The following is a 26,872-nucleotide window of genomic DNA, read 5'->3' on the forward strand; positions in this document are numbered from 1 at the left end:
CACGACACCTTCGTGAACACCGCCGCCCACTACCTCCGCCCCGCCAGCACCCTCCCCACCACCGGACAGGAGAGCCCCCGATGATCCGTCGCCTGCGCCGCTGCGGACATGCCCCCGGAGCCATCTCCCCCGAGGACCAGGCCGTCGTCGACGAGTTCCGCGCGATGCTCACCGCCCTGCGCAACCCCGAGCCCTGGACGCCGGGCACCGGCAGCGCCCGGGACATCGCCGTACGCGTCGGCCCGTTCGTGGAACGCGCGCACACCCGCCCCGGCGACGACCACGGCCCCGACCTCATCGCCGTCACCCTGGTCCACCCTGACACCCCGCACGCGGGCGCCTACCTCCACGGCCGCCAGCTCGGCTACACCGAACACGACTGGCTACGCTGCCCGACTACGTCGATCGTCGGCTACTGGCAGCCCGGATACACGCAGCTCACCCACGCCGCCAACGGCCTGCACCTCCCCGACGACATCGGCATGGCCCCCGCCAACTACGCGCTCTACATCGAGGCCCGCAAACGCGACGACAGCCACGACGGCCACACCCTGCTCCGGCTCGGCCCGTACACCCAGCCCCGGCACGCCCAGCAGGACGGCGACCGGCTCACCGCCGCACTGAACGGACGGGAGACCACCCTCGTGCCCGGCTACCGCATCACCATGAGGTTCGGACCGCTAAACGTCAGCGACCACCAGCTGTTCACCGCCCCGCACGAGGCCGACGCCGTGTCGCTCCTGGACGCCGAGGCAGACAAGGGCTCCCCGCGCTTGCCTGCCTGCGTGGGCAGCGGGCTACTGCTCAGCGCGCAGCCACCCTGGGATCGTTCGTCGGCTTACGCCCGACAGGGCCTCAAGCCGCGAAGGCCCCACACCGCCAGCAGCGCTCTTCCGAAGCAGGCGCCGCACCTCGCTATCCGCGAAGGCGAGTCGGGACAGAGCCACCTGCCGCTGTACTCCAGCCAAAGCCAGTTCGTCCGTCGCGCTCAACGTTGGAGCCGGATGCTCCTCCTCCCACCGAAAGACGTCGTCGGCCAATTGCTCCCACTTGTACGGCTCGGGCGGAGCTGACCTCCACTTCGCGTTCCGCAGAAGCTCCTCCGGAGGTACCGCGGCCGCACGAAGGGTCTGCGGGAGAGTGAGGTCCCGCCATGCCAAAGGGAGGTGCCCCGGACGAGGCCCACCCTGGATGCCAAGATCAGCCAGGCAGTGGGCACAAGATCGGTGGAGCTGCGCCTCGTCCGTCGAGTCCTGCAAACAACGGGATGCAGGTAGTCGGCACAGCACCGGGATCCCGTACGACAAGGAGTAGGCCGCGTGCGGGGCCCGATGCCCACACGCGTCGTCATCAAGATGAGGCGTAATTCGAAGTAGCGGCTCACCCAGGAACGAAGCCTTGCGGGCGGTGCCGTCGAGCGTTTCGAACACCTCGTACTCGCATCGCCGCCGTAACGCGGTCCTCAAATGATCAACAGGGGCCGCCTGCGGCCACTCCTCAACCAACGCCGTCCACATAGGGTGGGCACCTCTTCTCGCCTGTGGCGGGAAGGGCCCCCACCTCCTGGAGGATCTAGCAGGGGGATTCCCGGGCGAGCAACTCGATGTCACCCACACGGGTTAGGCCCGTGCGCGTCCGCGATGGGCCAAGCTGCACACCGCGAACAGCGACAGCAACCTGGAAGCCAAACTCGCGGCGGTAGGCCCCAAAGTCGAGGGCCCCGCGGCGGGTGCGAAGTGCAGCGTGACCTTGTGCACCTGAGCTCGTTGTGCCGTTCGGACCGCCTGCGGCGACGGTCTCGGCTGTGCTCTCTCGGCCCGTGAACGGTGAGCAATACAAGCCCGAAGGTGCTCCGCATCCTCGCTGGACTTTGAGATCCGATTTGCTCAACGTGTCGGATCACGGGGCCGGTGCGGCTGGAGCGAGCAGTGACCAAGGGCCACGCACGGAAGAGAGAAGTACGCCGCCGTATGAAAGAAGAAGGCCAGAGCTACCAAGCCACGCTGCGTGAGCAGCTCCAGGATGGCTCGGACGCGAGCCCCGACCTGCCGAACGCGGACAGCCGCGAGGACTACATCGACGCTGTCTGGGACGCTGATCTACCTCAGATGGTCAAAGTGCTGCTTTACGAGCTCGCCTCCAGGCTGGACCTGACAGTTCCCGACTGGAGGACCAACAGCCACCACGTCCGTTTCGAGGAAGAGGAGCTGGCTCGCGCGGTCGGCCTCGACGTCGAAGCTGCGAACCTGTGCCGCGACCTCGCCCTTGAGGCGAACTGGCTGGTGGAGGTCGACGAGGAAATGGTGGAGCTCCGGGAGCCACATCAGGACTGGGACCTCTTTGCAGGCGCATTGCGGGACCACAAGGAACCAATCGTCGATCGGGTTGTCTACCGGAGTCGACTAGCGGCCTTCGACTCGGAGACCAAGCGTCTGAGGACAGATCCGATAATGTCCATCCGTCGTCTCCGCGCGGGCATGGCGGCCGTCATTGGGCACACCTTCGTGCCCAAGTGCGTCGGAGGACCATTCACTCAGGACACGGTAGGGCTGGGCTCAGGTCAGTGCTCCGATCAGCCGTAACGCTTTGGTGAGTGAGACGGGCGGAGCTGCTGGATAGCTCCGCCCGCAGCCAAGACCTGCTGAGAAAGCTGAACAGCCGCTGCCCTCACAACTTCTGTGCGCCTTGAACCTCACACAGGGCTTTGCACGCTGGCGGTCGTCTATCCGGATCGAGGGAAGGCCTATGCCACGCCAGCGATGCCCGGTCGGTAGCGGTTCGCGGCCTTGTCGAGGGCCACCTCGATGCGGCGGAGCTTGTCGTCGCGGTCGTCGAAGGTGAGCTGATGGACCGCGTCCTCGGCAGGGAGCAAGCGTTCCGCGCGGAGGGCGAGGGTGCGGATGCGGGCGCGCTGGAGGCCGAGGCCGGTGAGGAGTTCACAGGCGGTGGTGGCCAGGGCGGGGGTGTGGGCGGTCGCCTCGGGGAGGGCGCGGCTGCGAGCGGTCTGGGTCCGGTCGGCGTAGGTGACGGTGAGCGTGAGTGCCTGGGCGACCTCGTCGCTTGTGCGCAGCCGGGCGCCGAGTTCCTGGACGAGGCGGAGGATCGTGCGGTGGTGCTGTTCGGGGTCGAGTTCGTCGCGGTCGAAGCGGTGGCCGGTGCTCATGGTCTTGGGTGCGGCGCCCGGCACGACGGGTCGCGCATCGATGCCGTGCGCGAGGTCGTGGGCTTGGCGTGCGGCTCCTGTGCCGAGGATGCGCTGCAGGGTGGGGAGCTGGGTGTCGGCGATGTCGCCGACGGTGGTGACGCCATAGCGGGCCAGAGCTCGGGAGGTCTTGGGACCGATGCCTGGCAGGGCGGCGGTCGGCTTGGTGCGAAGAAAGGCGGCGATTTCGTACGGGTCGTCGCGGACCACGGTGGCGGCGCCGGGCGGGGTGATGTCGGCGGCCATGGCCGCGAGGGAGCGGGTGGGGCCGGCGCCGGCCGAGCACTGGACGCCGTGTAGTGCGAGCAGGCGCAGGCGGAGCACGGCGACAAGCCCTTCGACGTCGCGGCCCCAGTACGTGAGGGCACCGGTGAGGTCGACGTACGCGGACCAGTCAGCGGGCAAGGGCTCGACACGGGAGCTGATCCCGTCGACGACCGTGAGCAGCTGCCTGTAGAGCTCGTCGGTCCGTTCGGCGGGGTGGAAGTGGATCCGCAGAATCGCGCGCGGCCGCGGCCGGTTGGTGGTGTTCATCCCGGGCTCCCGGGGCTTCGGTGGCCGAAGCGGGTGAGGTCGGCCGACCGGGTCCCGGCGGGCTGGAGGTCGCTCCACGGGTGCAGGCGGGCCCCCGCGGTGCCGTCGGGAATCGTCCGCCCGGGCGCGGGCGTGGGCTGGGCGGGTGTGGGGGAGGGATCCTGGCCGAGGAGGTCGAGGACGGCCTGGGGCCCGTGGGTCGCGCGGGCGGTCGCGAGCTGGTCCAGGTCCCAGGCCATCTCGCCGACGACGGTGCGCCGGGGGCCGCGGGCTTCGACGGTGCCGCGAACGAGGAGCAGCCCGTGGTGGAAGACGGTGTGCGCGCAGCGTTCGTGGGAGTCCTCGAAGAACGCCAGATCGACCAATCCGCTGCCGTCTTCGAGGGTGACGAAGATGATCCTCCGGCCTGAGGCGATGGGCGGGGCCTGGGTGGAGGCGCGGACGCCGGCGACCAGGACGCGCTGCCCGGGGTGCATCGCCCGTAGGTGCTTCGCGTCGGTGGCGCCGATCTCGCGCAGGAGGCGGTGGTGGTCTTCCATGAGGTGCCGGGAGACGTCGATCTTGAGGACGCCGAGCTCGGCGTCGAGGCGTTCGCGGGCGGTCATCTCCCGTAGGCCGGACGAATTGGCGGCGTGTGGGGTGGTGGCGAGCGGCAGCTGCCCGGCCCCCGGTCGGGTTCGGGCCTGGCGGTGGAGCTCGGCTGCCTGGAGCAGTAGATCCCGGCGGGATGCCTCGCCCTTGAGCTGGTCGAGGGCGCCGACGCTGATGAGGCGCTCGACCGTGGGGAGCTTGGGGTGGGCGCGGGCGTAGAAGTCCTGCAGAGAGGTGTAGGGCTGGCCTGCGGTGATCCGGGCGACCTCGTCGTCGGAGATGCCGTGCACCGTGGCCAGGGAGATCCGCACACCCCACTCCGATCCGGTCCGCTCCACCGCGTACTGGGCTTTGGAGGCGTTGATGTCGACGGGCAGGACGGGGACGTCGTGGCGACGAGCGTCCGCGACGATGACTCGAGCCGGCCACATGCCCGGGTCGTGTTCCAGCAGCCCCGCATAGAGAGCGGCCGGGTGATGCGCCTTGAGCCATGCGGACTGCAGCGCGGGCACGGCGAACGCGACGGCGTGGGCCCGGCAGAACCCGTACGCGCCGAACGAGGAGACGACGTCCCAGACTTGGTCCAGCACCGTCGGGCTGTAGCCGCGGGCGCCCGCCTCCTGCCGGAACCACGCCTCGACCTTCGGCAGCCGCTCCTCGTTACTGAGGGCGCGGCGGGCTACTTCGCCCAGGGCGCGGTCGCAGCCGGTCATGACCGCGAGGATGTCGATGATCTGCTCGTGCCAGATCGTCACCCCGTACGTGTCCCTGAGAACCGGTTCCAGGTAGGGGTGTGGGTATGCGGGTGCGGCGCCGTGGCGGGCGGCGATGTAGAGGGCGGGCATCCCGCCCTGGACCGGACGCGGACGGAACAGCGAGATGTCCGCGATGACGTCCTGCGGGCCGCGGGGCTGGAGCCGGCCGACCAGGTCCTGCTGGCCGGGTGATTCCAGCTGGAACATCCCCACGGTGTCGGAGTTCTGGATGAGCGCGAAGGCGAACCGGTCGTCGAGCGGCACGTGGTCGGGGTTGTCGAGGTCGATGGCCTTGCCGGTCGTACGGCGGATCTCGGTGACGGCGTGCGCCATCGCCGACTGCATCCGCACCCCCAGCACGTCGAGCTTGAGCAGCCCGAGGTCCTCGACGTCCTCCTTGTCGGCCTGGAGCATCGGGTACTCGCCCCCGGGGGTGGGCTGGACAGGCAGCCGGTCCAGGAGGCTCGTGTTGGAGAGGATCACTCCGCACGGGTGCATCGCGATCCCGCGCGGCAGCGCGTCCAGGCCCTCGGCGAGCTCCCACAACGGCCCGTACCGCCCGGCCTCGGCCGCGAGCTCCCGCAGCTCCGGCAGCTCGGAGAGGGCGGAGCGGATGTCGCACGCCCGGATGTGCGGGAACGACTTCGCGATCCGGTCCACGGTGGCCGGGGCTATCCCGAGCGCGAGGCCGGTGTCCCGAAGCGCGTGCCGGGCCCGGTAGGTCTCGGGCATCCCGGTGACCGCGACCCGCTCCCGCCCGAACCGCTCGATGATCCGGTCGTAGACCTCCAGCCGGCGCGCGGACTCCACGTCGATGTCGATGTCCGGCAACGAGGAGCGGCGCTCGGACAGGAACCGCTCGAAGAGCAGGTTGTGCTCCAGCGGGTTCGCGGTGGCGACGAAGAGGCTGTGGTTGACCATGGAGCCGGCTCCGGAACCGCGGGCGGCGACCCGGATGCCCATGTCCCGCACATCTGCGACGACCTGGGCAACGGCGAGGAAGTACGGCTCGTAGTGGAGCCGGCCGATCACGCCGAGCTCGTAATCGAGCTGGTCCATCGAACGGCGGTCCCGGTCGAGACCGCGGGCGGCCATGCCGCTCTCGCACCGCTGCCGCAGCAGCCGCATCGCCCCACCCGGCCCTGCCTCTGCGCCGACCACAGACGGCTCGGGGAAGTGCGGCACCCCGAGCCCCAGGTCCCTCACCGGGTTGACCTCGCACGCCTCCGCGACGGCCACGGTGTCGGCGAGCAGCCGCACGGCCCGCGCCCGGCCGCCCCCGGCGGCGGCCGCGACCCGTTCCGCGATCTCGGTCATCGCCGCCCCGTCCTTGAGCCAGCGTTCCCCGCAGTCCAGCCGCCGCCGGTCGACGGGCCGCAGCAGCCGGGCCGCGTCCAGGACGTCCGCGACCCGGTGCTGGGACCGGTCGGCGTACCGTACGGCGTTGGTCAGCACGGCCGGAATACCAAGGCGGTCGGCGAGTGCCAGGGTGTGCGCGGCCAGGCGGACCGACCCCGGGCCGGTGCCGGACAGTCCCCAGCACACGATCTCCAACCGCAGCCCGCCACCGACGGCCTCCTGCCACGGTGCCAGGAGCTGCTCGGCGATGTCCGGGCGGCCACCGACGAGCGCCCGCAGCGGCTCCGACGCCGGACCGAGCAGCACAACCAGTCCCTCACCCGCGTACCGGCCGAGCATCTCCCACGAAGCTGCCGGCGGCGCGCCCGCGGCGAAGGCCTCGGCGTGCGCGCAGGACACGAGCCGGCACAGCCGCGCCCACCCCGTCGCGTCCTGGGCGAGGAGCGTGGCCCGGAACGGTGCCTCGGCTACGTGCGCTCCGCCGCGCACCGGGGTGCGGCGGCGGGCCTCGGCTGGGGGCACATGAGGGGCGATGCCGAGGTCGACGCCGAACAGCGGTTTCACTCCGGCGGCCGTGGCGGCCTTCGCGAAGCGCACCGTGCCGGTGACCATGTCGCGGTCGGTCAGCGCCAGCGCCCCGATCCCGCGCTCGGACGCCCGCGCGACGAGGTCCTGGGGGTGCGAGGCGCCGTAGCGGGCCGAAAACCCACTGCTGACATGCAGGTGAGGGACGCTTTCCCGCACGACACCCTCCGCCCATAACCCCCAAAGCGTTACTAATCGAACCCTTCTTCATCGATTGTATCGAACATTAATTCGAACATGCGAGTTTGAAGCGCGGGATTTCAGCCAGCCAGGTCGTTGAGACTGAGCACGATAGATGGCCCTTGAGCACGCTAGTTGGCCTCTGAGCGTGATAGGTGGCCCGCAGGGTAGTGGGTGGATCATCCTGATCACGGCTGTTTCTGCGTTCTGCGGATTTCGGCATGTTCCGCGCGGTGTGCTGGTGGCATGACGGGTACTGACCAGAGGGCCGTGTGGTCGCACTGCTGTGGGTTCGATGAGTTGGTCGTGCCGTACGCGGTGATGTGCGGGGAGGCCCTCGATCCACGCCGCGATTGGACCGCTCGCTGGACGGTGACGTGGCAGGTCGACGGAAGCGACATCGTCTGTCCCGTGCGCGATCTGGCCACCTTCCCCTGGACTCGGGCCCAGCCTGTTCGCGCGTTCTCCTGGCGCCCGGGGCAGCGGCACAGGCCCGGGCTGGCGTTTATGGGGGCGACGGGCCGCGGGCACGGCTTCGAGAGCCTGGCCGAGCGACGCGCGCTGACCGTTTTGGACTTCTGCGGCCAGGTCCGCGATGTGCTCTCGCAGCCGTTCCGCCTGCGGTTCCTCGACGGGGCCCGCCGCACACACATCCCGGACTTCCTGGTGGCCACGGCGGGGGCGACGCTGTTGATTGATGTCCGTCCGGCACACCTTGTGAAGGAGTCGGATGTGACCGTGTTCGCGGCGACCGGCCGGGTGGCGGCTTCCGCTGGCTGGCGGTACCTGGTGGTGACTGGCTGGCGAAACAACGTCGCGGACACCGTGGAGGCCCTGGCACGCGGGCGTCGCCGGCACACCGACCCGCTGGGCCTGGAAGATCAGCTCCTCGGGGCAGCGGACAGGCCCCGTCGATTCGGCGAGCTCGTCGCCGCGACGTCGTGGCCGGTACTGGCGCGGGATCACCTGCAACGGCTGCTGTGGAAGCGGCGCTTGGCCTTCGACCTGAACGGGCCGCTCGGGGATGGCACCTGGATCTACCCTGTGGGGCCATGATGGCCGACGCGGGTGACCGCACGCCGTTGGTCGAGGAGCTCACCGAGCAGGATCTGGCTCGCCTTCGCATCCGGCTAGAGCACCTCATGGAGGTCGAGACCGGATTCCGCAGTGGCAGCCGTCACTGGGCCCGACCAGATGAGCCCCGGCCAGCCTTCGACCCTGCGACCACCAACCTCGGAGAGCGCCGCTTGGCCAAGGTTGCCGAGCTCGGCGCGCTGCCGGAGACCGAGGCCGCCCGACTCGGGCTGGAGTCAGTCAGCGAACGCACCCTGAAGCGGATGGCCGCCCGCTACCGCGAGTCCGGCCTCATTGGGCTGGTCGACGGCCGGTGGACGCGGCAGGCCGGCGGCCACCCATCGGTGACGGCCGATGTGGAGGAGGCGATCCGGGCGGTGCATGAGCAGTGCCTGCGCAGGTCGCGGATCAGCATGGCCTCGCGGGAGCGGTTGATCCACCAGTACGTGCGGGAGGTTTTCCCGGACCGGCAGGTGCGGGTGCCGCACCGCACGACGCTGGCGCGGGTGTGGCGGGAGTGGTTCGGGCCCGGCGGGTCCCGCCAGCGGTACGTACGCTCGGCCGCCGCGGTCCCCGCACCGGCCGGGGTACCGGTGATCGCGTCGCGGCCGGGGCAGGTGGTGGTGCTGGACTCGACGCCTTTGCCGGTGAAGGTCCTCGACGACGTCTTCGGCACCCCGATCACCGTGCACCTGACGATCGCGCTGGACGCCTACACGCACTCGATCGTCGCGTTCCGGCTGACGCCGGTGGCGGAGTCGTCGATCGAGGTGGCGATGCTGCTGCGGGATGTGCTCTCGCCGCTGCCCATGCGTCCGGGCTGGGGCGCGACCATGGCCTGGCCGTATCCGGGGGTCCCAGCCGCGCTGGTGGCCGACTTGGCGGGCGGGCCGGTGGCCGGGCTGCCGTTCTTCACCCCGGAGGCGATCACCGTCGACCACGGGTCCGCGTTCAAGAATCACCACCTGGTCCAAGTAGCCCGCACGCTCGGCGTGGACGTGCTGCCGGCCCGGGCGATGCGGCCGACAGACAAAACCGCCTGCGAGCGGGCTTTCGCCGCGATCCAGTCCCTGCTCCTGGAACTCCTACCCGGTTGGCGCGGCATCGACGTCGCCGACCGCGGCGCCGACCCGGAAGCGGACGCGGCGTGGACGGTGGCAGAGATGGAGCACCTGCTCGCCTCGTGGATCGTCTCCGTGTGGCAAAACCGGCGCCTGGACCAGCACGCTCCGGCCTGGGACCCCTCGGGCCGGCACAGCCCGAACACCCTCTTCGCCGCCGCAGCAGCCCGCGACGGCATCGCCTTGGAGATCCCGGCGCCCGAGCTGTACTACGAGCTGCTGCCGGTGCACTTCGTGAAGATCGACGCCCGGCGTGGAGTGAAGGTTGGCGGCCTCTGGTACGGGGCCCACAGCCCGGCCCTCGACCCGTGCCGCGGTGTCCCGGCACCGCGCGGTGGGCGGCATGCCGGAAAGTGGGCAGTACGCCGCGACCCGAGGGACTGCCGCCAGGTGTTCATCGAACTAGACGGCACCTGGCATCCCTTGCCGTGGAACGGCCTGCCGCCCGAGGGGACGGTGCCCGCCTTCGGGGATGCCCGGGTCGGCGAGGTCCTCAAGGAAGCCGCCCGGTCCGGGCTTCGCCCCCGCACAGACACCGAGCTGCTGCCCGTACTGCTCGACCTGTTGGCCGAGGTCACTCCGGTCGAGGGCTGGCCCGGCCGCCCGGAGGCCAGAAAGCGGGCCGCCGTCCGGGCCCGCGAGCTCGCTCGCGCCCGTGCGGCCACGGCGGACCGCCCCGACGACCGGCCGCCGACGGCACCCGCCGCACAGTCTGCGCCGAGGCGGGAGGTCGAGGACGCGATCACGACCGACCGGCTGCGACGCCGACGGGCCGCAACGGGCGGGGCCCGGCCGGTTCCCGCAGCCCGGCTCGGTGACGGCCTGGCCGCCCGCACGCTCTACCCGACAGCCAGACCGGAGCCCCACGCGGACCTGGACAAGCTGGAGCGGCCAGACAGCGATCGCGCCGAATCGATCAAGCATGAGGGCGGTACGGCATGACCGGCGACTTGCGACGGGACGCGCTGGCCGGATGGGAGGTGTGGCGGCTGAGCAGACACTCCTTCGAGCCCGCGCCTCGCATCTCCCCGGCGCGCTGGAGGACGATGCCGGCAGCGGAGAAGGCCGCTTGGGATCTGGCCCGGGCGGCAACGCACGCGAACCTGCCCCTGTTGGGGACACCGATGAGCCAGGCTGTGGACCGGCTCCTGGCTGCGCGGATCCGACAGAACGCGTTTAAGGCCCGCCCAGCCACCAGGGCGGGGGTGATGGTGTCTGGAGGCGGCTACCAGGGCAAGACCGAGACCGTGTGCGAGATCGCCGCCGCTTTCGAGGACTCCTGGCGCGACCTGCACCGCACCAACCCCGAGACGGTGCCCGGCAGCCGCGACCTATGGGCGCCAGTCGCCTACGTGCAGACGCCCGTGACGGCGAAACCGAAAAGTACCTGCAAGGCGATCCTCGACTTCTACGGAGCCCCGACCAAGCGGATGGACCTGCCCGAGCTGATCCACCAGGTCGCCGCCTCCCTGTCGGACCATGGCACGAAGGTGCTAATCCTCGATGACATCACCCGGCTGCGCATGCACCGCGCCGACGACCAAGACACCCTGGACCTAATCCGCGCTTTCATGAGCATGCACGTCACTCTCGTCCTGGTCGGGGTGGGCATCCCCGGCTCCGGCCTCTTGCGTGAAGGCCGCGGACCGGCGGCTGCCAAGAGTGCGAACGGGTGGGAGCCCACCCAGACCGAGCGCCGCTTCGACCTTGTTGAACTCGACCGGTTCCGCTACGACACAGCCGAGCAGATCACCGCTTGGACCTCCCACCTCGCCGGCATCGAGCATCACCTGCGCCTGCTCAAGGCGCGCCCCGGCATGCTCACCGACAACACCATGCCCGGGTACCTCTACGAGCGGACCAACGGCGTCGTGGGCCTGCTGGAGCGCCTGATCGAGGACGGCTGCTCGCAGGCCATCGCCAGCGGCTCCGAACGCCTGACCCGACCCCTTTTCGATGCTCTCCCCCTGACCCTGGCAGGAACCGGCCGCGATGCCGAAGCAGGGGAGATCCCTGCCGTCCCCGCACGGTCCGGCCGCCGACCGCCCACCAGCCGACGCCGCAACACCGTCTTCGATGACCTCGGCCCCGCCGCGGACACAGCATGAACACGCCGTTGCCCAGAAGCCTGGACCCGGCACCCGGCGAACTCCTGCCGGGCTACCTCCTGCGCCTCTCCCACCGGATCGGTATTTCGCCAGGCGACCTCGCGCATCGGTGCGGCCTCATCCAGGGGAACAGGCTGCCCACGCAGCCCCTGGTCCGCCTCGACGCCGACCAGGCCCAGCAGATCGCGACCGTCTGCCGACTCGAAACGACCGAGGTTCACGGCCTCACCCTGGCTGGCCAGGCTCCCGGCTACTCCCCGCTTGGGGCCGTCTACCTCGGGCAGCGCCAAAGCCCTATGGACATGGCCAACAGCGGATGGGTGTTCACCACCTTCAGCCGCTACTGCCCCGACTGCCTCGCCGACACCGCAGACTTTCCGGGCGGCCCGGTCTGGCAGGGCTCCTGGCGGCTCCCTCACATCTTCGTCTGCTCGCGCCACAACCGTCATTTCTCCTGGCGATGTCTAGCTTGTGGGGCACCCGCCTTCTCCAACGGCTACCGGGCTGACGGAAGGTGGCGTCCGTCCCAACTGGTCCCGGGACTCCGCCTCCGCCTGCATCCGGCGCAATGCCGTCACCGCCCGGCAGGCGGATGGGAGACCGCCTGCGGCGCCCACCTCGACCACTCGCCTGCTGCCTTCACCCCGCCCACTACAGCCGCAGCACACGCCCAGCGGCGACTGGCCACAGCCACCGCTGCCGGCCCCGAAGGCGACATCAAAAGCCTCGGGCAGCCAGCCTCACCCGAGCAATTCTTCAACGACGTCCGCACTACAGTCCTGGCGATCTGCTCCACCTGGCCTGCCGCCGCCGAAGTCTTCCCTGCCTTCGAACACCTGGACGCGATCGCTGCCCACTGCCAAGCCCTGCGTAGAAGCCCCACTGAACGCCTCAGAGGTCAGAGCGATGGGTGGCTGGCCCGATCCATCGACCACCCGCCTGCCGATTCACGGCAATGCGCCGCCCTGATGAGCCTCGTCGTCCAAGTCCTCGACGACCCGGACGGTTCCGCCGCACTCACTCGTCTACTGTCCCGACTCCCGCCAGGCAGGTCCGGGCGCCTGAGAACCCTCACCCCGCACTGCTCACCCGCCATGAGCGCTGCGATAGCGGAAGCAACCCGCCTCCAGCAGGAAGCCTGCGGACCGCAGCCCCTCTTCCCTCAACCCCCCACCCACAGAGGCCGCCTCGACCCGCGCGCCATTTCAGATCCCCTCCCCAACGCCTGGGCAGCCCCGCTGGCAGGGCTGGACGGACCCGCGCGGCTTCTGCGGCGCGACGCCGCGATTCGTCTGGTCCAGATGGCCCGCGGCGGATCACGTACGAGCGCTGGCCGCTACCTCGGTATCCCGCCCGGGACCCTGCAGTCCACCACTCTACGAGTGCGCACCTGGCAGAAGCTGCCGGGCAACGCCGAGGCATACCAGGCCGCCCTGCAACACGTGGCAGAGATCATCATGGCTGCTCCCGAACATGGGTGAAGCCCCATGCCACCTGCGAGCGAGGGAAATGGAGATGCCTTCCCTTGACCGGCACAGGCAGGATCGCTCCATGTCGACCGACGTCAGCGGAATGATCGAATGCCGGCCTGGGGCCCATCTATGGAGCCCCGACGACGAAGACTCCGTCTGGGAGGTCGCCATCGATCTCTTCCTCCTCAACAGGGGCAACGCCTACGACGGCCTGGCCTGCCTCTTCGGGATCCGCAACTCCTACGGCTTTCGGCCCCTGGCGGAAGATCGTGGCTTCCCGGTCGACGCCTCGGATGGGTTGCGAGCTGAGTTCGCCGGCTACGGCGGTCCCCACGATGTGTACGGGACTACCTGGCTGACCTGGGCCGAGCTGGACACCACGGATTGGCAGGAGACCAACTCCTCAGGCACACGAACGCGCGCCTCAGCCGCAGGGGACGACACCGACTGGGGCCGGGTCTGGAGCGTCATGCGCATCCTCAGCGAAGTCCACGGGGCCGAGCACGTACGCCTCGTCGTCTGGTTCCACTGACTCGCAGCTGAGCAACCGGTTGGCCACTGAGTGTTGTAGTTGGCCGGAGTCACGTACCGACATCTACCGCCCGATCCGGCGGGCCGTGCGGGATTGTGTGCGCAAGGCAGGCAGCCGGGCGGTGCCTTCCGCTCCGGCCAGGCTTTCGCCCAAGGTCAGCAGCGAGAGGAGCCGCACCGGCCGACCGGCAGTGGCGGCGGCCTCCAGTTTGTGGTGTCCGTCGAGGAGGAAGTGGGTCAAGCCCCAGTGCACGAAGTAGTCATCTCCTCGGTCGATGGCGGGCTGGCACACGTCCAGGGTGGAGATCGCCACCACCGTGGGGACCGTTCCCTGCTCCATGAGTGCGATGTATTCCTCGACACGCTCCCGCTCGTTCCACGTCGGGGGAACCATGGGCACGACGAACTCGTAGAGGTGGGCGTCCGCGTCGACTGCGGTCTCGAAGGTCCGGTAGTACGGGGTGTGCGGGTACTCCGGAAGGCCCCAGAACTGATCGATCCCCCACGTCGTGACCTGTTCGCCGCTGAAGTAGTCGCCCTCTTTGCCGGGAATGACCAGCCGGGGTTCCACCTCCAGGAGCAGCGGAAGGTACTCGCCCTTCGGCAACAGCATGCCGAATGCATCGATCACGCCGCCGTCGTCCGGATCGTCCAGCGTTCCGGTGAGCCGTTCCTGCATGCTCTCCAGGGACAACTTCTCCCGCGCGGTCTCCAGCCGGCGGAACAGGAGCGGGCACGTGCCGCAGTAGAAGCTGAGCTCGAAGGCAGGCTCGTCGTCGACCATGAGCAAGCGGCGCCGCGGTCCGCCGCCGAGCTCCTGCAGTTCCGTATCGAAGTTCAACCGTGCCTCGGAGGCTGGGACGCCGAGACTGCGGGGGTCGCCCGTTTTGATTATCACGGGCCGACCGTACGGGACGCCGTCAACGGGCTCCATCGAGTACTGAGCGTGTATCTGGCCGGACGGGCCAACTACGACGCTCAGTCACAGAGGTGTGACTGAGCGCGATATTTGGCCCCGCGAGTTGGTCGGCAGGACTCCCGCCTAGGGCCTGTCCGGCGGATCTTGTGACTGTCGTGGCTCCAGCTCGTTGGCATGAGCATGGGGCGGGGAGATCTGACCGTTGATGAGTGGGCTCGACTGAAGCCGCATTTACCCAAGGCCGGGCAGCGAGGCGGGCGTTGGGCGAACCACCGCCAGGGTGATCAACGGGATTCTATTCCGGGACCGGACTGGGGTGCCGTGGCGGGATCTGCCTGCGCGTTTCGGTCCATGGAAGACCGTCTACGAACGGCACAGACGCTGGTCGGCGGACGGCACCTGGGACAAGATCCTGGCCGCCATCCTGGCCGATGCCGACGCGGACGGCCGCATCGACTGGTCGATGGTGAGCGTGGATTCGACCTCGTGCCGGGCTCACCAACACGCCGCCGGGGCACGCAAAGCCGCCGCGAGTGCCGGGAAAAGACCCACGCCCCTCCAGCACCGCCCCGATGAGGGACTCGGACGCTCCCGGGGCGGACTGACCTGCAAAATCCACCTGGCCGGTGAGGGAGGCCGGCGACCGCTCGCGTTCCTGCTCACGCCGGGCCAGTGGGGCGACGCTCCGCAGCTCATCCCCGTCTTGGAACGTGTCAGGGTGGCCCGCCAGGAAGGCGGACGACCCCGCACCCGGCCCGATCACCTCGGCGGCGATAAAGCATACTCATCCCGCCGAAATCGCCACTACCTGCGAAGACGCCAGATCAAGCACACCATTCCCGAGCCGAAGGACCAGAGGGCCAACCGCAAGCGCCGAGGCAGCCAAGGCGGCCGGCCTACCGGCTTCGACAAGACGATCTACAAACGCCGCAACGAAGTCGAGCGAACGATCAACGCCCTCAAGAATTCCCGGGCCGTCGCCACGAGGTACGACAAAAGGGCTTATATCTTCCACGGCACCGTCACCGTCGCAGCGATCCGACTCTGGCTCCGCCCATGATCCGCCGAGCCGGTCTAGTTATCGAACCAGACCACCAGACGGACGTTCTCGGCCCGGTGTCGCTTGGCAAGCACGGCCATGACCGACCAGACATCACCCCAGTCCTCGCCACGCACGACCTGCCGCCGCGTGAGACGGGGCTCAGCCGCGGACGGCCCCACACTTGACTCCGTGCTGTCCCAGTCAGCCTCTTCCAACTCGGCCCAACTGATCCACGACGGGCTGTGCGACTCCTCCCGTTCCCACTCGAAGGCCCGCGTTGCAGCACGTGAGGCGTCTCGCGGAAAGCCACGCTGCGCTGCAAGCGGCTCGAAGGACCGTCCGCGGACGCCGAAGAGGCAGCCAAAAGCAGCATAGGACCGGCCTTCATAGACATGATCCAGAGCAATCGCCGGGTGCCAGCGGAAGAACAGCTCGTCGTCATCGGGCTCGGAGCTGTCGATGTAGCTGTTCCTGACCTCGATGAATCCATGGATGTCCGTGCCCATGAATCCGATCATGACAGGCATGCCAGATCGCTGACCAGTAGATATCGCTACTGACGGCACGGCTCACTGGGCCCGCACAGCCAACTCAACCTTTGATTCGCCGGACAGGCCCTAGGGCGATGCCGAAGTCGGCCTCTACGCTCCGGCGCTAGGGCCAGTGATCTCGGGTTTGGCTGCTCGTGCTGCGGGACCCTCCATCCTGAGCTCCCGACCTCCACGAGCGGCCCCGTATCGCCCATCCCGGGACGCCGGCCAGCTGAGGACCTGGGACGAGCTGCGCACGACGGACTGGTAGGAGACCAACTCCTCAGGCACACGAACGCGCGCGTCAGTCGCAGGCGACGACACCGACTGGGGTCGCGTCTGGAGCGTCATGCGCATCCTCAGCGAAGTCCACGGAGCCGAATGGGCCGACCGTACGGGACGCCGTCAACGGGCTCCATCGAGTACTGAGCGTGTATCTGGCCGGACGGGCCAACTACGACGCTCAGTCACAATCGTCTTGTGGCTGAGCGCGATAGTTGGCCATTGAGTGCTTCAGTTGACCGCTCCGTGCTCAACCGCCGATCTCAGGACGTGCCTGCCGGGCCGTGCGGCATGATGGCGACCATGCGTAGGAGGATGGGCGGGGGGCTCCGTCGATTGTGGCCATGGGGCGGACGCGACGAGTTGGCGCTCGCCGAGATCGAGGCCGAGATCACCGCCTTGGGTGAGGCTCTGGACGTCCATGCCTTCAGCCCCGGCCAGCCCGGCGCGACCGATGAGATGCGGGCCGAGCTTGCACGTGCTCTCGACGCATACGACCAGGCTAAGCGGGACGTCGCCCGCGACCGGATGCGGGCTGACACACTCCCTGTCCTGCACACACTGGACGAGGGCAGGCACGCGCTGGCTTGTCTGGATGCCCTGATCGCCGGCCGACCGCTACCGGAGCGCATGCCGCTGTGCTTTTTCGACGCCCGGCACGGCCGGGCCGCCCGGCTGGTCAGCTGGGCGCCTCACGGGGGTACCGCCCGCAACATCGCCGTATGTGCAGCGGACGCGGTCCACCTGACTGAGAACGCGAGCCCGGGCACTCCGCGACAGCCGGTCCCGGGCTGCAGAGTCCAGACCCAGCCGCGCGGGCCGAGCACCGCCCGACGACGCCGACGGGTGTCCCCCAGCAGGTCAGCGGGAAGGGAGGCAGCGAGCAGACCCATCAGCTGAGCATGCCGTCATACCGCCCCGCCGTAATGGTCTTCTCGACCGGAGGCAAGGCACAGGTCCGCCTACGCTTCGAGAGCGGCAGAAAGATACGTTCCTCACGCCAGTACCTGCTGTCCGGCGACGGCACCCCCATCACCGCCCGCATTCCGCTGCCGGACGGGACAAAGTCAGTCGCCTTCCGCGTGCTTGCCGCTGGTGAACAGGAGGCATGGACGGCGACCGCGGCGCCACTGCGAGAAGTCCCGCGCTTCCACGACGAGACCAATGGGACCGGATCGGATGTCGTGCACTACCGAGGGGAGCCGGGCCCGGGCGTCCTGCACTACGCGGGGCCGGGCCCGATCCAGCTGGAGATGCTGGACGACCGCCTCGCCTACTGGGTGACGGTGGTTGAGGTCCGCGCCGGGGACCATACGTTCCAGTGGCTGGGCCGCGGTTACTACCAGGTGCGCTCGGCCGGAGCGTGGCGCCTGTCCACTGCGTGACGAAGCACGGACCTCGGTCCACTGCTTGAATCGCCCGTCGCCCGGCCATCTGTGACGCTCAGAGTGGCCAACTGAAGCGCTCCTTACCGTGTTGGCGGGTTGATTCCGGTCCTTCGTACGATCGGGAGACCCAGGGGCCTGGGTGTGGCTTTGAAGCGCTCCTTACCGTGTTGGCGGGTTGATTCCGGTCCTTCGTACGATCGGGAGACCCAGGGGCCTGGGTGTGGCTTTGAAGCGCTCATGCCGTGGTTGTGGCTTTGACTGATTGGCCGCCCAGTGCCCCGCGACGACACGGCCACTCATTGGGATAAGCGAACAGAGATCGCTTCGTAAGGACACGTCGGCATGGTCGTCTGCAGGGACCAGTCAACCGATCGACGAGGGAGGCTCGGGTGCCCGAGCTCTGGGCGGGGACGGATGCCGGCAAGACCGCGCATCACTGCACGGTGATCGACACGGAGGGGACGAAGGTGCTCTCGCGCCGGGTGCCCAACAACGAGCCCGAGCTGTTGGAGCTGATAGGCGACGTCCTCGCCCTGGCGGAGGACAGCCCGGTGACCTGGGCAGTCGACCTGAACGCCGGCGGCGGGGCTCTGTTGATCGCTCTCCTGACCAGCCATGATCAGCGGCTGCTTTACATTCCAGGCAGGACAGTCCACCACGCCTCCCGTGGTTACCGCGGAGACGGCAAGACTGATGCGAAGGACGCGTACGTCATCGCCGACCAGGCACGGATGCGCCGGGACCTGCAGCCCTTGCAGGAGTGGGACGAGATCGCCGTGGACTTGAAGATCCTCACCGCCCGCCGCTATGACCTCGCCGCCGACCGCACCCGCGCCATCAACCGGATGCGAGCCCAGCTCCTGGAGTACTTCCCCGCTCTGGAACGGGCCTTCGACTACGCCGCCTCCAAATCCGCACTCGTCCTCCTGACCGGCTACCAGACACCGGCCGGCCTGCGCCGGGTCGGCACGAGCCGACTCGCGGCTTGGCTGAAGAACCGCAAAGTCCGTGGCGCCCAAGGCATGGCCGATGCGGCCGTCACCGCGGCGCAGGCCCAGCACACCTCCGTGGCCGGGGAGAGAACTGCCGCTGCCGTGGTCCACGCCCTGGCCAGGGCCGTGCTCGCTCTGGACGAAGAGATCGCTGGCATCGACGCGCAGATCGCGGTCCGTTTCCGAGAGCACCGCCATGCCGAAGTGGTCCTCAGCATGCCGGGCATGGGCCCGTTGCTGGGGGCGGAGTTCATCGCCTGCACCGGCGGCGACATGGATGCCTTCGGAAGCTCGGGGCGACTTGCCGGGGTCGCTGGCCTCGCTCCGGTCCCACGGGACTCGGGTCGCGTCAGCGCCAACATGCGCCGACCACACCGTTACCACCGCCGGCTCCTGCGCGTCTTCTACCTCTCCGCCCAGATCGCCGCCCGCTTCTGCCCCACCTCGAAGGCCTTCTACGACCGCAAACGAGCCGAGGGCAAGAGCCACAAACAGGCGATCCTCGCCCTCGCCCGCCGCCGTCTTGATGTTTTGTGGGCCCTCATCCGCGACCAACGGCTCTGGACAGTTCAACCACCCCTTCCAGAACCGGTCGGCGCATGACTGTCCCGGCTGGGGAATGGGATCGGAACGAGGGCGGCAGTACGCGAGCACGTTGCAGCTACGGCACAATCGGAGGTTGTGGCCAAGCATCCTGATCCAGTCGTTCTTTATCCCGACATCGCGACCCGAGGCAGCCTCGGCGTGGCGCTCCAAGCTGTGGCGGAAGAGGGCGGCTTCTCCGTCCCCGTGGCCGCCTCGACTTCCGATCCGTTGGGCTATGCGACGGTCGAGAGCACGCTGCCGCATCGCAGGGCTCTGCTTGTGAGCGCGTGGGCGATCAAGCGACGGTGGTCGATTCGTGGTGAAGAGTCGTCCCAGGGCATGGCACTCATCGAAGGTGACACGGAGGATCTGGCGGAGGTCGCCAGGGCCGCGCAGGCGTGGCACGGCGGGCTGGCTTTGAGCGACATTCGCCAGGCCGCGCCGTTCGTGCACCTGACCGGCCGCTTCGACGTTCCCGACCACGACCCCGTGCGCCTGACCGCATCCGAGTGGCAGCACCTACGCACCGAGGCAAGCGAACGGGATTGGCCCGAGTATCACGCGCTCATCGAGGCGGCGTATGCCGAGCCGGCACTGCGGAGCCTCTACCCTTTCACCAGCCACTGGACGCTGCGCTTCTCGACCACCACCCGCCCGTACTTGTCCCTCGTCGGGCCGTGCCTGCTCGCGCATAAGGCCGACCGGTACACGGTCAGCAGGGGTTTCACAGGCAGTGGCCTCATCGCACAAGCCACCACGGCGCAGGAGGCAGTGGCGGCAGCCGTGCGCGAGTTTCCCTCCGGCCTTGGGCCTGTCACGTCCGGGGCAGTTCGCGCCGAGGATCGGCGTGAACTCAGTTCATGAGCTCCGTAGCCGTCGCCAACAGTTGATGGAGCAGCCGAGCGCGACAAAACTCAATGGACGTCATCGAGGATCTCCCGGCCGATCGGTCCGCACGTTTGACAACGACGATTGGGAATCAGTCACACCCGTCTCACTGGACCTTGACCGATCTCAGACATCGAAGAGGGAGCCGAGTGGCTCGCCCTCATGTCCCACGACGAGAGACGCTTCGGCTGACCGGCCCTCGGGAGAGCTCCGCGAGCCGGGCTCGGAGTTCGGCCGTCGAGGTGTCGAGTTGTCCTGGCCGGGTGCGGACGTCATGATCGCGGGATGGCTGAGGAGACGGTGGTCGAGAAGACCTGGCGGGGGATACTGGAGAGGCGTCCCGGGGCGCGACGGGGGGAGCCCGCGGTCATAGAGGCCGCCTACGCCGAACCGCGGTTGCGGGCCTTGTTCCCCTTTCCGAGTCACGGAGCGCTCTCCTTCCACCGGAACACGCAGGACCCGTGGAGCAACGACCTGCCGTTCATCGTGGGTGACGCGGAATCGTGCATCGTGTACGCGCCGCTGGGCGTGCCGCAGCGTGTCCTGGGAGAGTCACTCACACCGCAGGAGGCGGCTGCGTTGGTAGTGGCCCACCTGCCCTCTGACTGTGGCCCCGCCTTCGACGGACCGTGGCCGCCACCGGAGAACTCCATCGACTGAACCACCAGCAGGCGGCGACCTCGTCGCACGCGCTCACCATCAGCCGTGGTCCTCCCATTCTTCCTGGCAATGCGCGGAGGCGGCGGGGGAGGTGTACGGGCCGATCGCTGCTGCCCCCGCCGGGCCAGGAAAGGCCCGGCTGCGACCGGAAGTGGAGCGGGCCCAGCAGGTCGTGGAAGAGATCATCACCGCAGGAACCGGATACGGACCCAGGACTGAAAATGCCCCGCATCAGCGAAGACGCCAAGAGCCGCAACGAGGCGGCGATCCGGGCCGCAATGGACCGGCTGCTGGCGGGCGACCTGCCGCCCGACGGCAAGAGCGACCTCAAGACTCTCGCCGCCGAGGCCGGGGTGAGCCGGACCGCGTTCTATCCGAAGAAGGACCGCGACGGATCCGCCCGGCCCGGCCCCTACCAGCACCTTGCCGAGGAGTTCGAGCGACGGCTCCGCGCTTTCCAGGAGGCCGGTGAGGTCGCCGACCCGCGGGTTGCCCAGATCGAACGGCTCAAGACGCAGGTCGCCGAACTGAAGGACCGGGTCGCCCGCCGTGATGCGGAGCTGGCCGAGCTCGCCGCATGACGCTGGCCCTCTCCCGGCTGGCCGCCCAGCACGACGAGATCACACGTCTGCGTGAGCAAGCTGAGAACGCAGGGAACGTCCGCCGCCTGCCAGCCTCTCGCAACGGCACTGCCCCTTTCGGTCGTGCAGTTGAGACGGATTCGGCACCGGTGTCCGCACCGCCCGCAAACATGATGACGAACGTGTTGAAGCAACAGCAGCAGGAGGCGACGATGGCAAGGATCTGGGTTCCCACTCAACCCGTGGGCGGTGACAGTCAGGAGATCATTCTGCCGATGTGATCACCAGCGTCAGTCGAAATCCGCGAACAGCAGTGCCAGCTCCAGCCGGGATTCGTAGATCACCAGAGCCTGCTCCGTCGCTGCCCAGAAGGACCCCGAGTAGTGCTTCTGGCCCAAGTGCCAGCGAAACGTGCGCCAGGGGGCCGCGTCGAAGAGGTCGCTCAGCGACACCTCGCTGAAGGCACACTCCGCGAACGCGCTGCCGTCTACGCGCCTCGCGCGTAACGTTGCTGACGAAACAACACTTCCCACGGCCACGAGCACTTCGCCCCCTGGTACCGCCCTTCAACCGCCACGACCACGGTGACTCCAGGCCGTGACCGCTGTCTCAACGACAACTACGAGGTAACCCGAAAGAGTGAATGTGCTGACCGGCTGTCCTGTCGCACTGAGGCTGTCAGATGGTGGGCCGTTGACGAGCTGGGATGCCAGGTCGTTCGCGACCGCGGAGGCTCGGGGTTCTCAAGTGACCTGGCTTTTACGGAAGTCTCATTCGAGATAGAGGCGGGCCACGGCCTGGAGACATCGGTGTGGCCCGCCATGCCGTCTGCTGGTCGCGGCCGCTTCAGGCTTGATTTCCGGGCTGGAGCCTCAGCTGTTGGCCAGGGTGCGGTCTAGAAGGGGGAGCAGGCGATCCCAGTGGCGCTCCAGCCCGGAGGCGCTAAAAGCGTCGGTGTCGGACATGGTGAAGCCGTGGATGGTGCCGGGGTAGATCTCGGAGGTGTAGCCGACACCTGCCGCATCCAGAGCCTGGTTGAGCTCGCCGAGAGCCTCAGGTGTCACGTCACCTTCGGCGTGGCCGAGGTGGACCTGAGCGGTGAGCTTGGAGAAGAGATTGGCCCCATCGGCACCCACGGGGCCGTGGAACGCGGCGACGGCCGCCACCTGGTCAGGGTGGGCCGCGGCGGTGTGCATCGCGTAGAGGCCGCCTATGCAGTAGCCGGTCACCGCAACCGGTCCCGCGCCAACCTCGGGCTGAGTGGTGAGGAACCTGAGGTAGGCGTCGGCGTCGCTCAGGACACGTTCGGCGGTGTGCGCCTCAATCAGGGGCATCAGCTGGGCGAAGACCGCGGGCCGGACCTCTTCTCCGATGTAATCGGGAAGCTCGACCAGCGGTGCCGGGCCGTGCCGGTAGAAGGAGTTGGGGACGAGCACGTAGTAGCCGTGCCCGGCGAGTTCGCGGGCCATCTCCCGCAGCACGGGCCGGATGCCGAAGCCGTCCGCGTACATCAGCACCCCTGGGTGCCGCTCACCACCGTCGGGGAAGGCGGCGAAAGCGTCGGCCTGGCCGTCCGCGGTGGGAATCCGCAGCGTCTTGGTGGGCATCAATACTCCTGTCGTGGTTGATGTGCAGAGCCTGTGATCAACACGACAGAGGCGGAGCCCGCGCAGCAGCGCAAGAGCCTCGATCAAACAGCGGGCCCAAACCGGCCCGTACGGCGCTCAGAAGAGCACCGGGTCACCGATCCGTGTGTGGCGCAAGGCCGTCCCGGTATTCATGCCGCACAGCGTAGCCCACCGGCTACGAGCCGACGCCAGCACTCCAGCCCGAGCGGATGTCTCGATTGGATGAGAACCGACACGCGCCGCATGCGACGCCGTGAGAATCCGACAGCTTCAGTACGACAGGACGCCGGCGCTTCCACGCGGCTTGTCCAATTGGGCATCTGCTAGACACTGCGGTCCGGAATTGGACACCGAAACGCGGAACCTACAACGTGCTCGCCCTTCGGTCGGACATCCGAGCTCTGACCTGGCTATCTAGTGTTGTCAACTGAACTAGCAGGTCAGTGCACCAACGTGTCTCAAGGCAAGTCAGGCAAGTTCACGCAGGGCCGGAGGGGCCAGTGGTGTTGGGCCGCCGGGACCTGCCTCGACGGTAGGCACGAAGTCGGCGAGGCAGGAGGCTGCCGGCGGCCACCCACGGCGAAGGAATTGGTCATACTTCGGTGCGATTCAGGGTGTTGCCGATCTGTCGTGGTGCGGCGAGTGCTCCGTAGGCCGCACCGAGAACGAGCGTCAGTGCCAGAACGGCGCATACGGCTGTCCAGTCCATGACCACGGGTACACCGGCAGGCCAGTTTCGTGCGGCGGTCAGGCCCCAGCCTGCTGTGATGCCGAGAAGTGCCGCGAGGCAAGCGATCGTGAGCGACTGCCAGACGACGATCCGGCGCAGGGTGCGTGGGGACAGGCCGATGCGGTGCAAGCGTACGAGGTCGGGGCGGAGTTCCGTGGCGGAGGCGGTAACGGTCATGCCGAGGACGGTTACCACGGCGGCCAGTGCGAGCCCGAGCAGGAGATACCAGAGGGAGGGCGGTGTGACTTCTGGGCCTGTTTCGATGCGGAGGTCCGATTGGACGACGTCGACCGGTTCGAGGGCCTTGACGAGCCGCTCCTCGACATCGGGTGGAAGTTGGGCGGGTGAGGCAATGATCGAGTAGTCGACGATGCTAGCGCCGAGAGACCGGGCGGTCTTGCTGGTGACGTAGGCGGCGGCGCGGGTGAGGGTGGTGGCGTCGACAGGGTCGGAGAGGATGGCGCCTTGGACGTCGCGGCGGGTGTCGGATTGATCGGCGCTGGTGGGAAGGGCATTGGGCCTGGAGAGAGTCACCTGGTCGCCCTTCATGTACTCGGGGGCCAGGACCAGGATGCGGCCGTCGCGAAGTGCCTTTTCCTCCCGAGCCGACCACGTCCGGCCGGTGAGGGCTTTGAACGTCTGCTTGTCGTCGACGACTCCGATGGTCTGTGTCCTGCTGGCGAACTCTCCGCCTGCCTGCCAGGCGACGCTCCATGGTGGTGTGAGCGCGGGGGTAGTGCTGGCTTTGAGGAGTCGTTCGTCGACTGGGTAGGCACCCGGACGATCGGGGTTCCGTCGGGGAACGCGGTGGCGAGGGCCTGTTCGACGGCGCTGGGGCTACTGCCCGCGAACAGCAGGGCTTCGACTTGGTTGAGATGGCGGCTGCCGACATAGGTGGCGCGTCCCTGGGCGGTGACGCTGGAGAGAGTTCCGAGGATGCCGACTGTGAGCGCGAGGGCGACGGATCCGACCACGATCGCGGACACCGGCCGGCGCGGGTCGCGGGCGAATGCGCGCAGGGCGATTCGGGCGCTGAGATTGAGGTCGGCGACGCGGGCCAGGCCGCGCAACACATCTGCGATGCGGGTGAGGGCAGCTGCGGCGAGGGACACGATGGCCGTGACGGCTGCGACGGCTGCGATCGCCTCATCGTCTTGGAAGGTTACCGCGGTGGCTACACCCAGGGCGGCGAGGCCGCACAGTGCCGGGGCCCACAAGCGTGCCCGCTTGCTGCCGTTCGGGGTGGTGCGGGCTCGCTCGCGGGCGGGGAGTCCGGCTGGATGGCGTGACGTCAGGACGGCCGCCGCGGCGGCCACGGCGATGGACAGCAGGACCATGGCAAGGCCACCGGTCAGGAGCGGGTCGTAGGGGGCTGTGTCCTTGTCGGTGAAGCGCGGCAGTACGGGGCGGGCGGCGAGGGCGAGCAGGCTGCCGGTGAGCCAGCCGGTGGGAACGGCGATCATGCCGGCCGACACGGCGCCGGAGACAGCTGCGTAGCGCAGGTCACGGTCGGGAACGCCGAGGCCGGCGAGGATGGCGAACTCGGCACGGGTACGGCGCATCCGCAGGGCGAACGCGCCGGCGGCGATGACTCCGAGGACGGTGATGCCGGGGGCGAGAAGCAGAGCGGGTTCGCGCTCGATCATCGTGCGGGAGTCGGCGATACCTGATCGGGTTTCGAGCTGCATGCCCTTCTCGCCGATGAGGCTTTGCGCGGTATCCATCTGCGCTGCGTCACCGGCGAGGAGGAGGCCGTAGCCGGCGGGCAGGGCGTTGGTGGTGTCGCTGCCGGTCCTGGGCCAGGCCCGCAGTTGCCCGGGGGCGGCCAGGTAGTCGTAGGCGGCATGGGCCTGTGGACTCTCGACCAGGCCGACGACCCGGGTCGGCGCGTCGCGCTTCCACCGGTAGGGCAGACTGCTGCCCAACCGCAGGCCGTAGGCGCCGGCCAAGGCCCGGCTGACGGCGATCTCCCCATGGGCCGAGGGGAACCGCCCCTCCAGCAGCCGGTATCGGCCGTGCATCAGCGGGGAGGACCAGTCGGTGTCGTTGTAGCGCACGGCTACCGTGCGCTCTCCTGTCCACACGGGGAACTCGACGGTGTCGTCGATGGCGAGTGCGGCGATCCCCGGCACTCGTTGCCGCAGCTCTTCCGCGAGCTTGTCCCTGTCGGCAGGATCGGACTGTGTCACGAACCCGTCGGCACGGCCCATGACGTTGGTCGCGCGCTGTTCTGCCGAGGGTGCGACCGAGGCGAACAGCCCGGCGGCGAGGGTGGCGAGCAGTACGGGCAGAGCCAGCAGTACTAGGAGCCCGAGCCGTCTGGCGCCGCGGCCGCCGACGGTGCGGCTGCCGATCAGATGCACGTATCTCGGGTTCACGCCATGTCTCCCGCGGCGGTGTCGAAGGAGAGCAGTGTGCCGTCGTGGAGGACGGCGATGTGGTCGGCGTGAGTGAGGTTGGCGGGGTTGTGGGTGCTGAGGACGACGGTGACGCCCTCGTCACGGAGCTGGGCGAGCACACCCATGATTTCCGCGCCTGTCTTGGAATCAAGCGATCCCGTGGGTTCATCCGCCAGAACGAGAGTTCGGCTTCCCACGATGGCGCGGGCGATCGCGGCGCGCTGCTGCTGGCCTCCCGAGACCTCAGCGGGGAAGCGTTGTTCCAGTCCCTCCAGGCCGACGCGGGCCATCGCCTCGCGTGCCGCCGTGGTCGCGTCGCCGCGGGCGGTGCCGGTGGCTTCGAGTGGCAGGCGGACGTTCTCGATCAGGGTGAGGTCGGCGAGGAGGCTGAAGTCCTGGTGGACGAAGCCGATCTTGCCCAGTCGCAGCGCGGCCAGCTCGGTCGGAGTGCACGCGTGGACCTGGTGTCCCAATACTCCCAGGGTGCCGGAATCGACTCGCTCCAGCCCCGCGAACAGATGGAGCAGAGTGCTCTTTCCGGAACCACTCGGGCCGGTCAGCGCGGTCAGCGTCCCGGCGGGCAGGGACAGCGAGACATCGCGCAGCGCGGTCACGGTCTGCCTTCCCATCGGGAACGACTTGCCGACCCCCGTGGCGACGATCGCCGCGTTCTCGCTCATCTGAATCCTCTCTCGCACGAGTGGGGCGGCCGGTTACCGGCCGCCCCACGGGTCAC

General features: G+C 68.6%; 23 protein-coding genes. 14 read left to right on the plus strand and 9 right to left on the minus strand.

Going from position 1 to position 26,872, the window contains the following annotated elements:
- Positions 1-80 precede the first annotated feature (80 nt).
- Complete coding sequence (locus CCZ36_RS34255) at positions 81-1,073, plus strand: hypothetical protein (protein ID WP_237302802.1); 993 nt, start codon at positions 81-83, stop codon at positions 1,071-1,073.
- Positions 1,074-1,928: 855 nt separating this feature from the next.
- Positions 1,929-2,582: a hypothetical protein gene (locus CCZ36_RS34260; protein WP_164873593.1), complete on the plus strand. Its 654-nt coding sequence runs from the start codon at positions 1,929-1,931 to the stop codon at positions 2,580-2,582.
- A 161-nt stretch (positions 2,583-2,743) separates the two neighbouring features.
- Here CCZ36_RS34260 and CCZ36_RS34265 read toward each other — a convergent pair whose 3' ends face one another.
- Together CCZ36_RS34265 and CCZ36_RS34270 are read right to left on the minus strand one after the other, a co-directional pair.
- The gene (locus CCZ36_RS34265; protein ID WP_128819342.1) at positions 2,744-3,736 is read right to left on the minus strand and encodes a DNA polymerase Y family protein; all 993 of its coding nucleotides are present in this window, start codon (positions 3,734-3,736) and stop codon (positions 2,744-2,746) included.
- The gene (locus CCZ36_RS34270) at positions 3,733-7,185 is read right to left on the minus strand and encodes a DNA polymerase III subunit alpha (protein WP_128819343.1); all 3,453 of its coding nucleotides are present in this window, start codon (positions 7,183-7,185) and stop codon (positions 3,733-3,735) included. The genes CCZ36_RS34265 and CCZ36_RS34270 overlap by 4 nt, the downstream gene beginning before the upstream one ends.
- Positions 7,186-7,452: 267 nt before the next feature.
- Here CCZ36_RS34270 and CCZ36_RS34275 point away from each other — a divergent pair, with 267 nt between their 5' ends.
- From CCZ36_RS34275 to CCZ36_RS34295, 5 genes are all read left to right on the plus strand, one after another.
- The gene (locus tag CCZ36_RS34275; protein WP_237302803.1) at positions 7,453-8,262 is read left to right on the plus strand and encodes a TnsA-like heteromeric transposase endonuclease subunit; all 810 of its coding nucleotides are present in this window, start codon (positions 7,453-7,455) and stop codon (positions 8,260-8,262) included.
- On the plus strand, positions 8,259-10,343 hold the full coding sequence (locus tag CCZ36_RS34280) for a DDE-type integrase/transposase/recombinase (RefSeq protein WP_128819344.1): 2,085 nt from the start codon (positions 8,259-8,261) through the stop codon (positions 10,341-10,343). Before CCZ36_RS34275 ends, CCZ36_RS34280 begins: the two co-directional genes overlap by 4 nt.
- Positions 10,340-11,509 (plus strand): TniB family NTP-binding protein, encoded by a 1,170-nt coding sequence (locus CCZ36_RS34285; protein ID WP_128819345.1) that lies wholly within the window; start codon positions 10,340-10,342, stop codon positions 11,507-11,509. The genes CCZ36_RS34280 and CCZ36_RS34285 overlap by 4 nt, the downstream gene beginning before the upstream one ends.
- On the plus strand, positions 11,506-12,990 hold the full coding sequence (locus CCZ36_RS34290; RefSeq protein ID WP_107409916.1) for a TniQ family protein: 1,485 nt from the start codon (positions 11,506-11,508) through the stop codon (positions 12,988-12,990). Before CCZ36_RS34285 ends, CCZ36_RS34290 begins: the two co-directional genes overlap by 4 nt.
- Before the next feature lie 70 nt (positions 12,991-13,060).
- Positions 13,061-13,513, plus strand: coding sequence for a hypothetical protein (locus tag CCZ36_RS34295; RefSeq protein WP_107414744.1), 453 nt, complete (start codon positions 13,061-13,063; stop codon positions 13,511-13,513).
- A 63-nt stretch (positions 13,514-13,576) separates the two neighbouring features.
- Here the strand turns inward: CCZ36_RS34295 and CCZ36_RS34300 are convergent, their stop codons facing one another.
- Positions 13,577-14,446: a hypothetical protein gene (locus tag CCZ36_RS34300; RefSeq protein WP_107409914.1), complete on the minus strand. Its 870-nt coding sequence runs from the start codon at positions 14,444-14,446 to the stop codon at positions 13,577-13,579.
- A gap of 165 nt (positions 14,447-14,611) precedes the next feature.
- On the opposite strand from CCZ36_RS34300, the gene CCZ36_RS34305 reads away from it, so the two are divergent.
- A protein-coding gene (locus tag CCZ36_RS34305) for an IS5 family transposase (protein WP_128819885.1) occupies positions 14,612-15,491 on the plus strand; the annotation gives its coding sequence in 2 pieces (ribosomal slippage) (positions 14,612-14,707 and positions 14,709-15,491; 879 coding nt in all).
- A gap of 14 nt (positions 15,492-15,505) precedes the next feature.
- Here the strand turns inward: CCZ36_RS34305 and CCZ36_RS34310 are convergent.
- The gene (locus CCZ36_RS34310) at positions 15,506-15,979 is read right to left on the minus strand and encodes a hypothetical protein (protein WP_128819346.1); all 474 of its coding nucleotides are present in this window, start codon (positions 15,977-15,979) and stop codon (positions 15,506-15,508) included.
- A 1,232-nt stretch (positions 15,980-17,211) separates the two neighbouring features.
- Between CCZ36_RS34310 and CCZ36_RS34315 the strand changes: the two genes are divergently transcribed.
- From CCZ36_RS34315 to CCZ36_RS36740, 6 genes are all read left to right on the plus strand, one after another.
- Positions 17,212-17,670 carry a hypothetical protein gene (locus tag CCZ36_RS34315; protein WP_128819347.1) on the plus strand — a complete coding sequence of 153 codons (459 nt, stop codon included), beginning with the start codon at positions 17,212-17,214 and terminating at the stop codon, positions 17,668-17,670.
- Between the two features lie 392 nt (positions 17,671-18,062).
- A complete protein-coding gene (locus tag CCZ36_RS34320; protein ID WP_128819348.1) occupies positions 18,063-19,268 on the plus strand; it encodes an IS110 family transposase in 1,206 nt (401 codons plus the stop codon).
- A 78-nt stretch (positions 19,269-19,346) separates the two neighbouring features.
- A complete protein-coding gene (locus CCZ36_RS34325; RefSeq protein ID WP_128819349.1) occupies positions 19,347-20,114 on the plus strand; it encodes a DUF6193 family natural product biosynthesis protein in 768 nt (255 codons plus the stop codon).
- Positions 20,115-20,423: 309 nt separating this feature from the next.
- Positions 20,424-20,798 carry a DUF6193 family natural product biosynthesis protein gene (locus CCZ36_RS34330; RefSeq protein ID WP_128819350.1) on the plus strand — a complete coding sequence of 125 codons (375 nt, stop codon included), beginning with the start codon at positions 20,424-20,426 and terminating at the stop codon, positions 20,796-20,798.
- A 221-nt stretch (positions 20,799-21,019) separates the two neighbouring features.
- A complete protein-coding gene (locus CCZ36_RS34335; protein WP_335755835.1) occupies positions 21,020-21,379 on the plus strand; it encodes a hypothetical protein in 360 nt (119 codons plus the stop codon).
- A complete protein-coding gene (locus CCZ36_RS36740) occupies positions 21,376-21,660 on the plus strand; it encodes a hypothetical protein (protein ID WP_335755836.1) in 285 nt (94 codons plus the stop codon). The genes CCZ36_RS34335 and CCZ36_RS36740 overlap by 4 nt, the downstream gene beginning before the upstream one ends.
- A 9-nt stretch (positions 21,661-21,669) precedes the next feature.
- Here CCZ36_RS36740 and CCZ36_RS35000 read toward each other — a convergent pair whose 3' ends face one another.
- The 5 genes from CCZ36_RS35000 to CCZ36_RS34355 all read right to left on the minus strand — a co-directional run bounded on the left by CCZ36_RS35000 (position 21,670) and on the right by CCZ36_RS34355 (position 26,816).
- On the minus strand, positions 21,670-21,831 hold the full coding sequence (locus CCZ36_RS35000; protein WP_164873457.1) for a hypothetical protein: 162 nt from the start codon (positions 21,829-21,831) through the stop codon (positions 21,670-21,672).
- 420 nt (positions 21,832-22,251) lie between these two features.
- The gene (locus CCZ36_RS34340) at positions 22,252-22,986 is read right to left on the minus strand and encodes a dienelactone hydrolase family protein (protein WP_128819351.1); all 735 of its coding nucleotides are present in this window, start codon (positions 22,984-22,986) and stop codon (positions 22,252-22,254) included.
- A 613-nt stretch (positions 22,987-23,599) separates the two neighbouring features.
- A complete protein-coding gene (locus CCZ36_RS34345; RefSeq protein WP_128819352.1) occupies positions 23,600-24,286 on the minus strand; it encodes an FtsX-like permease family protein in 687 nt (228 codons plus the stop codon).
- Positions 24,283-26,115, minus strand: a complete 1,833-nt coding sequence (locus CCZ36_RS34350) for a hypothetical protein (protein WP_128819353.1) — start codon at positions 26,113-26,115, stop codon at positions 24,283-24,285. The genes CCZ36_RS34345 and CCZ36_RS34350 overlap by 4 nt, the downstream gene beginning before the upstream one ends.
- Complete coding sequence (locus CCZ36_RS34355) at positions 26,112-26,816, minus strand: ABC transporter ATP-binding protein (protein WP_128819354.1); 705 nt, start codon at positions 26,814-26,816, stop codon at positions 26,112-26,114. The genes CCZ36_RS34350 and CCZ36_RS34355 overlap by 4 nt, the downstream gene beginning before the upstream one ends.
- Positions 26,817-26,872 lie beyond the last annotated feature (56 nt).

Origin of the sequence: Streptomyces sp. S063 (assembly GCF_002832675.1) — a bacterium.
Taxonomy (GTDB): Bacteria; Actinomycetota; Actinomycetes; order Streptomycetales; family Streptomycetaceae; genus Streptomyces; species Streptomyces sindenensis.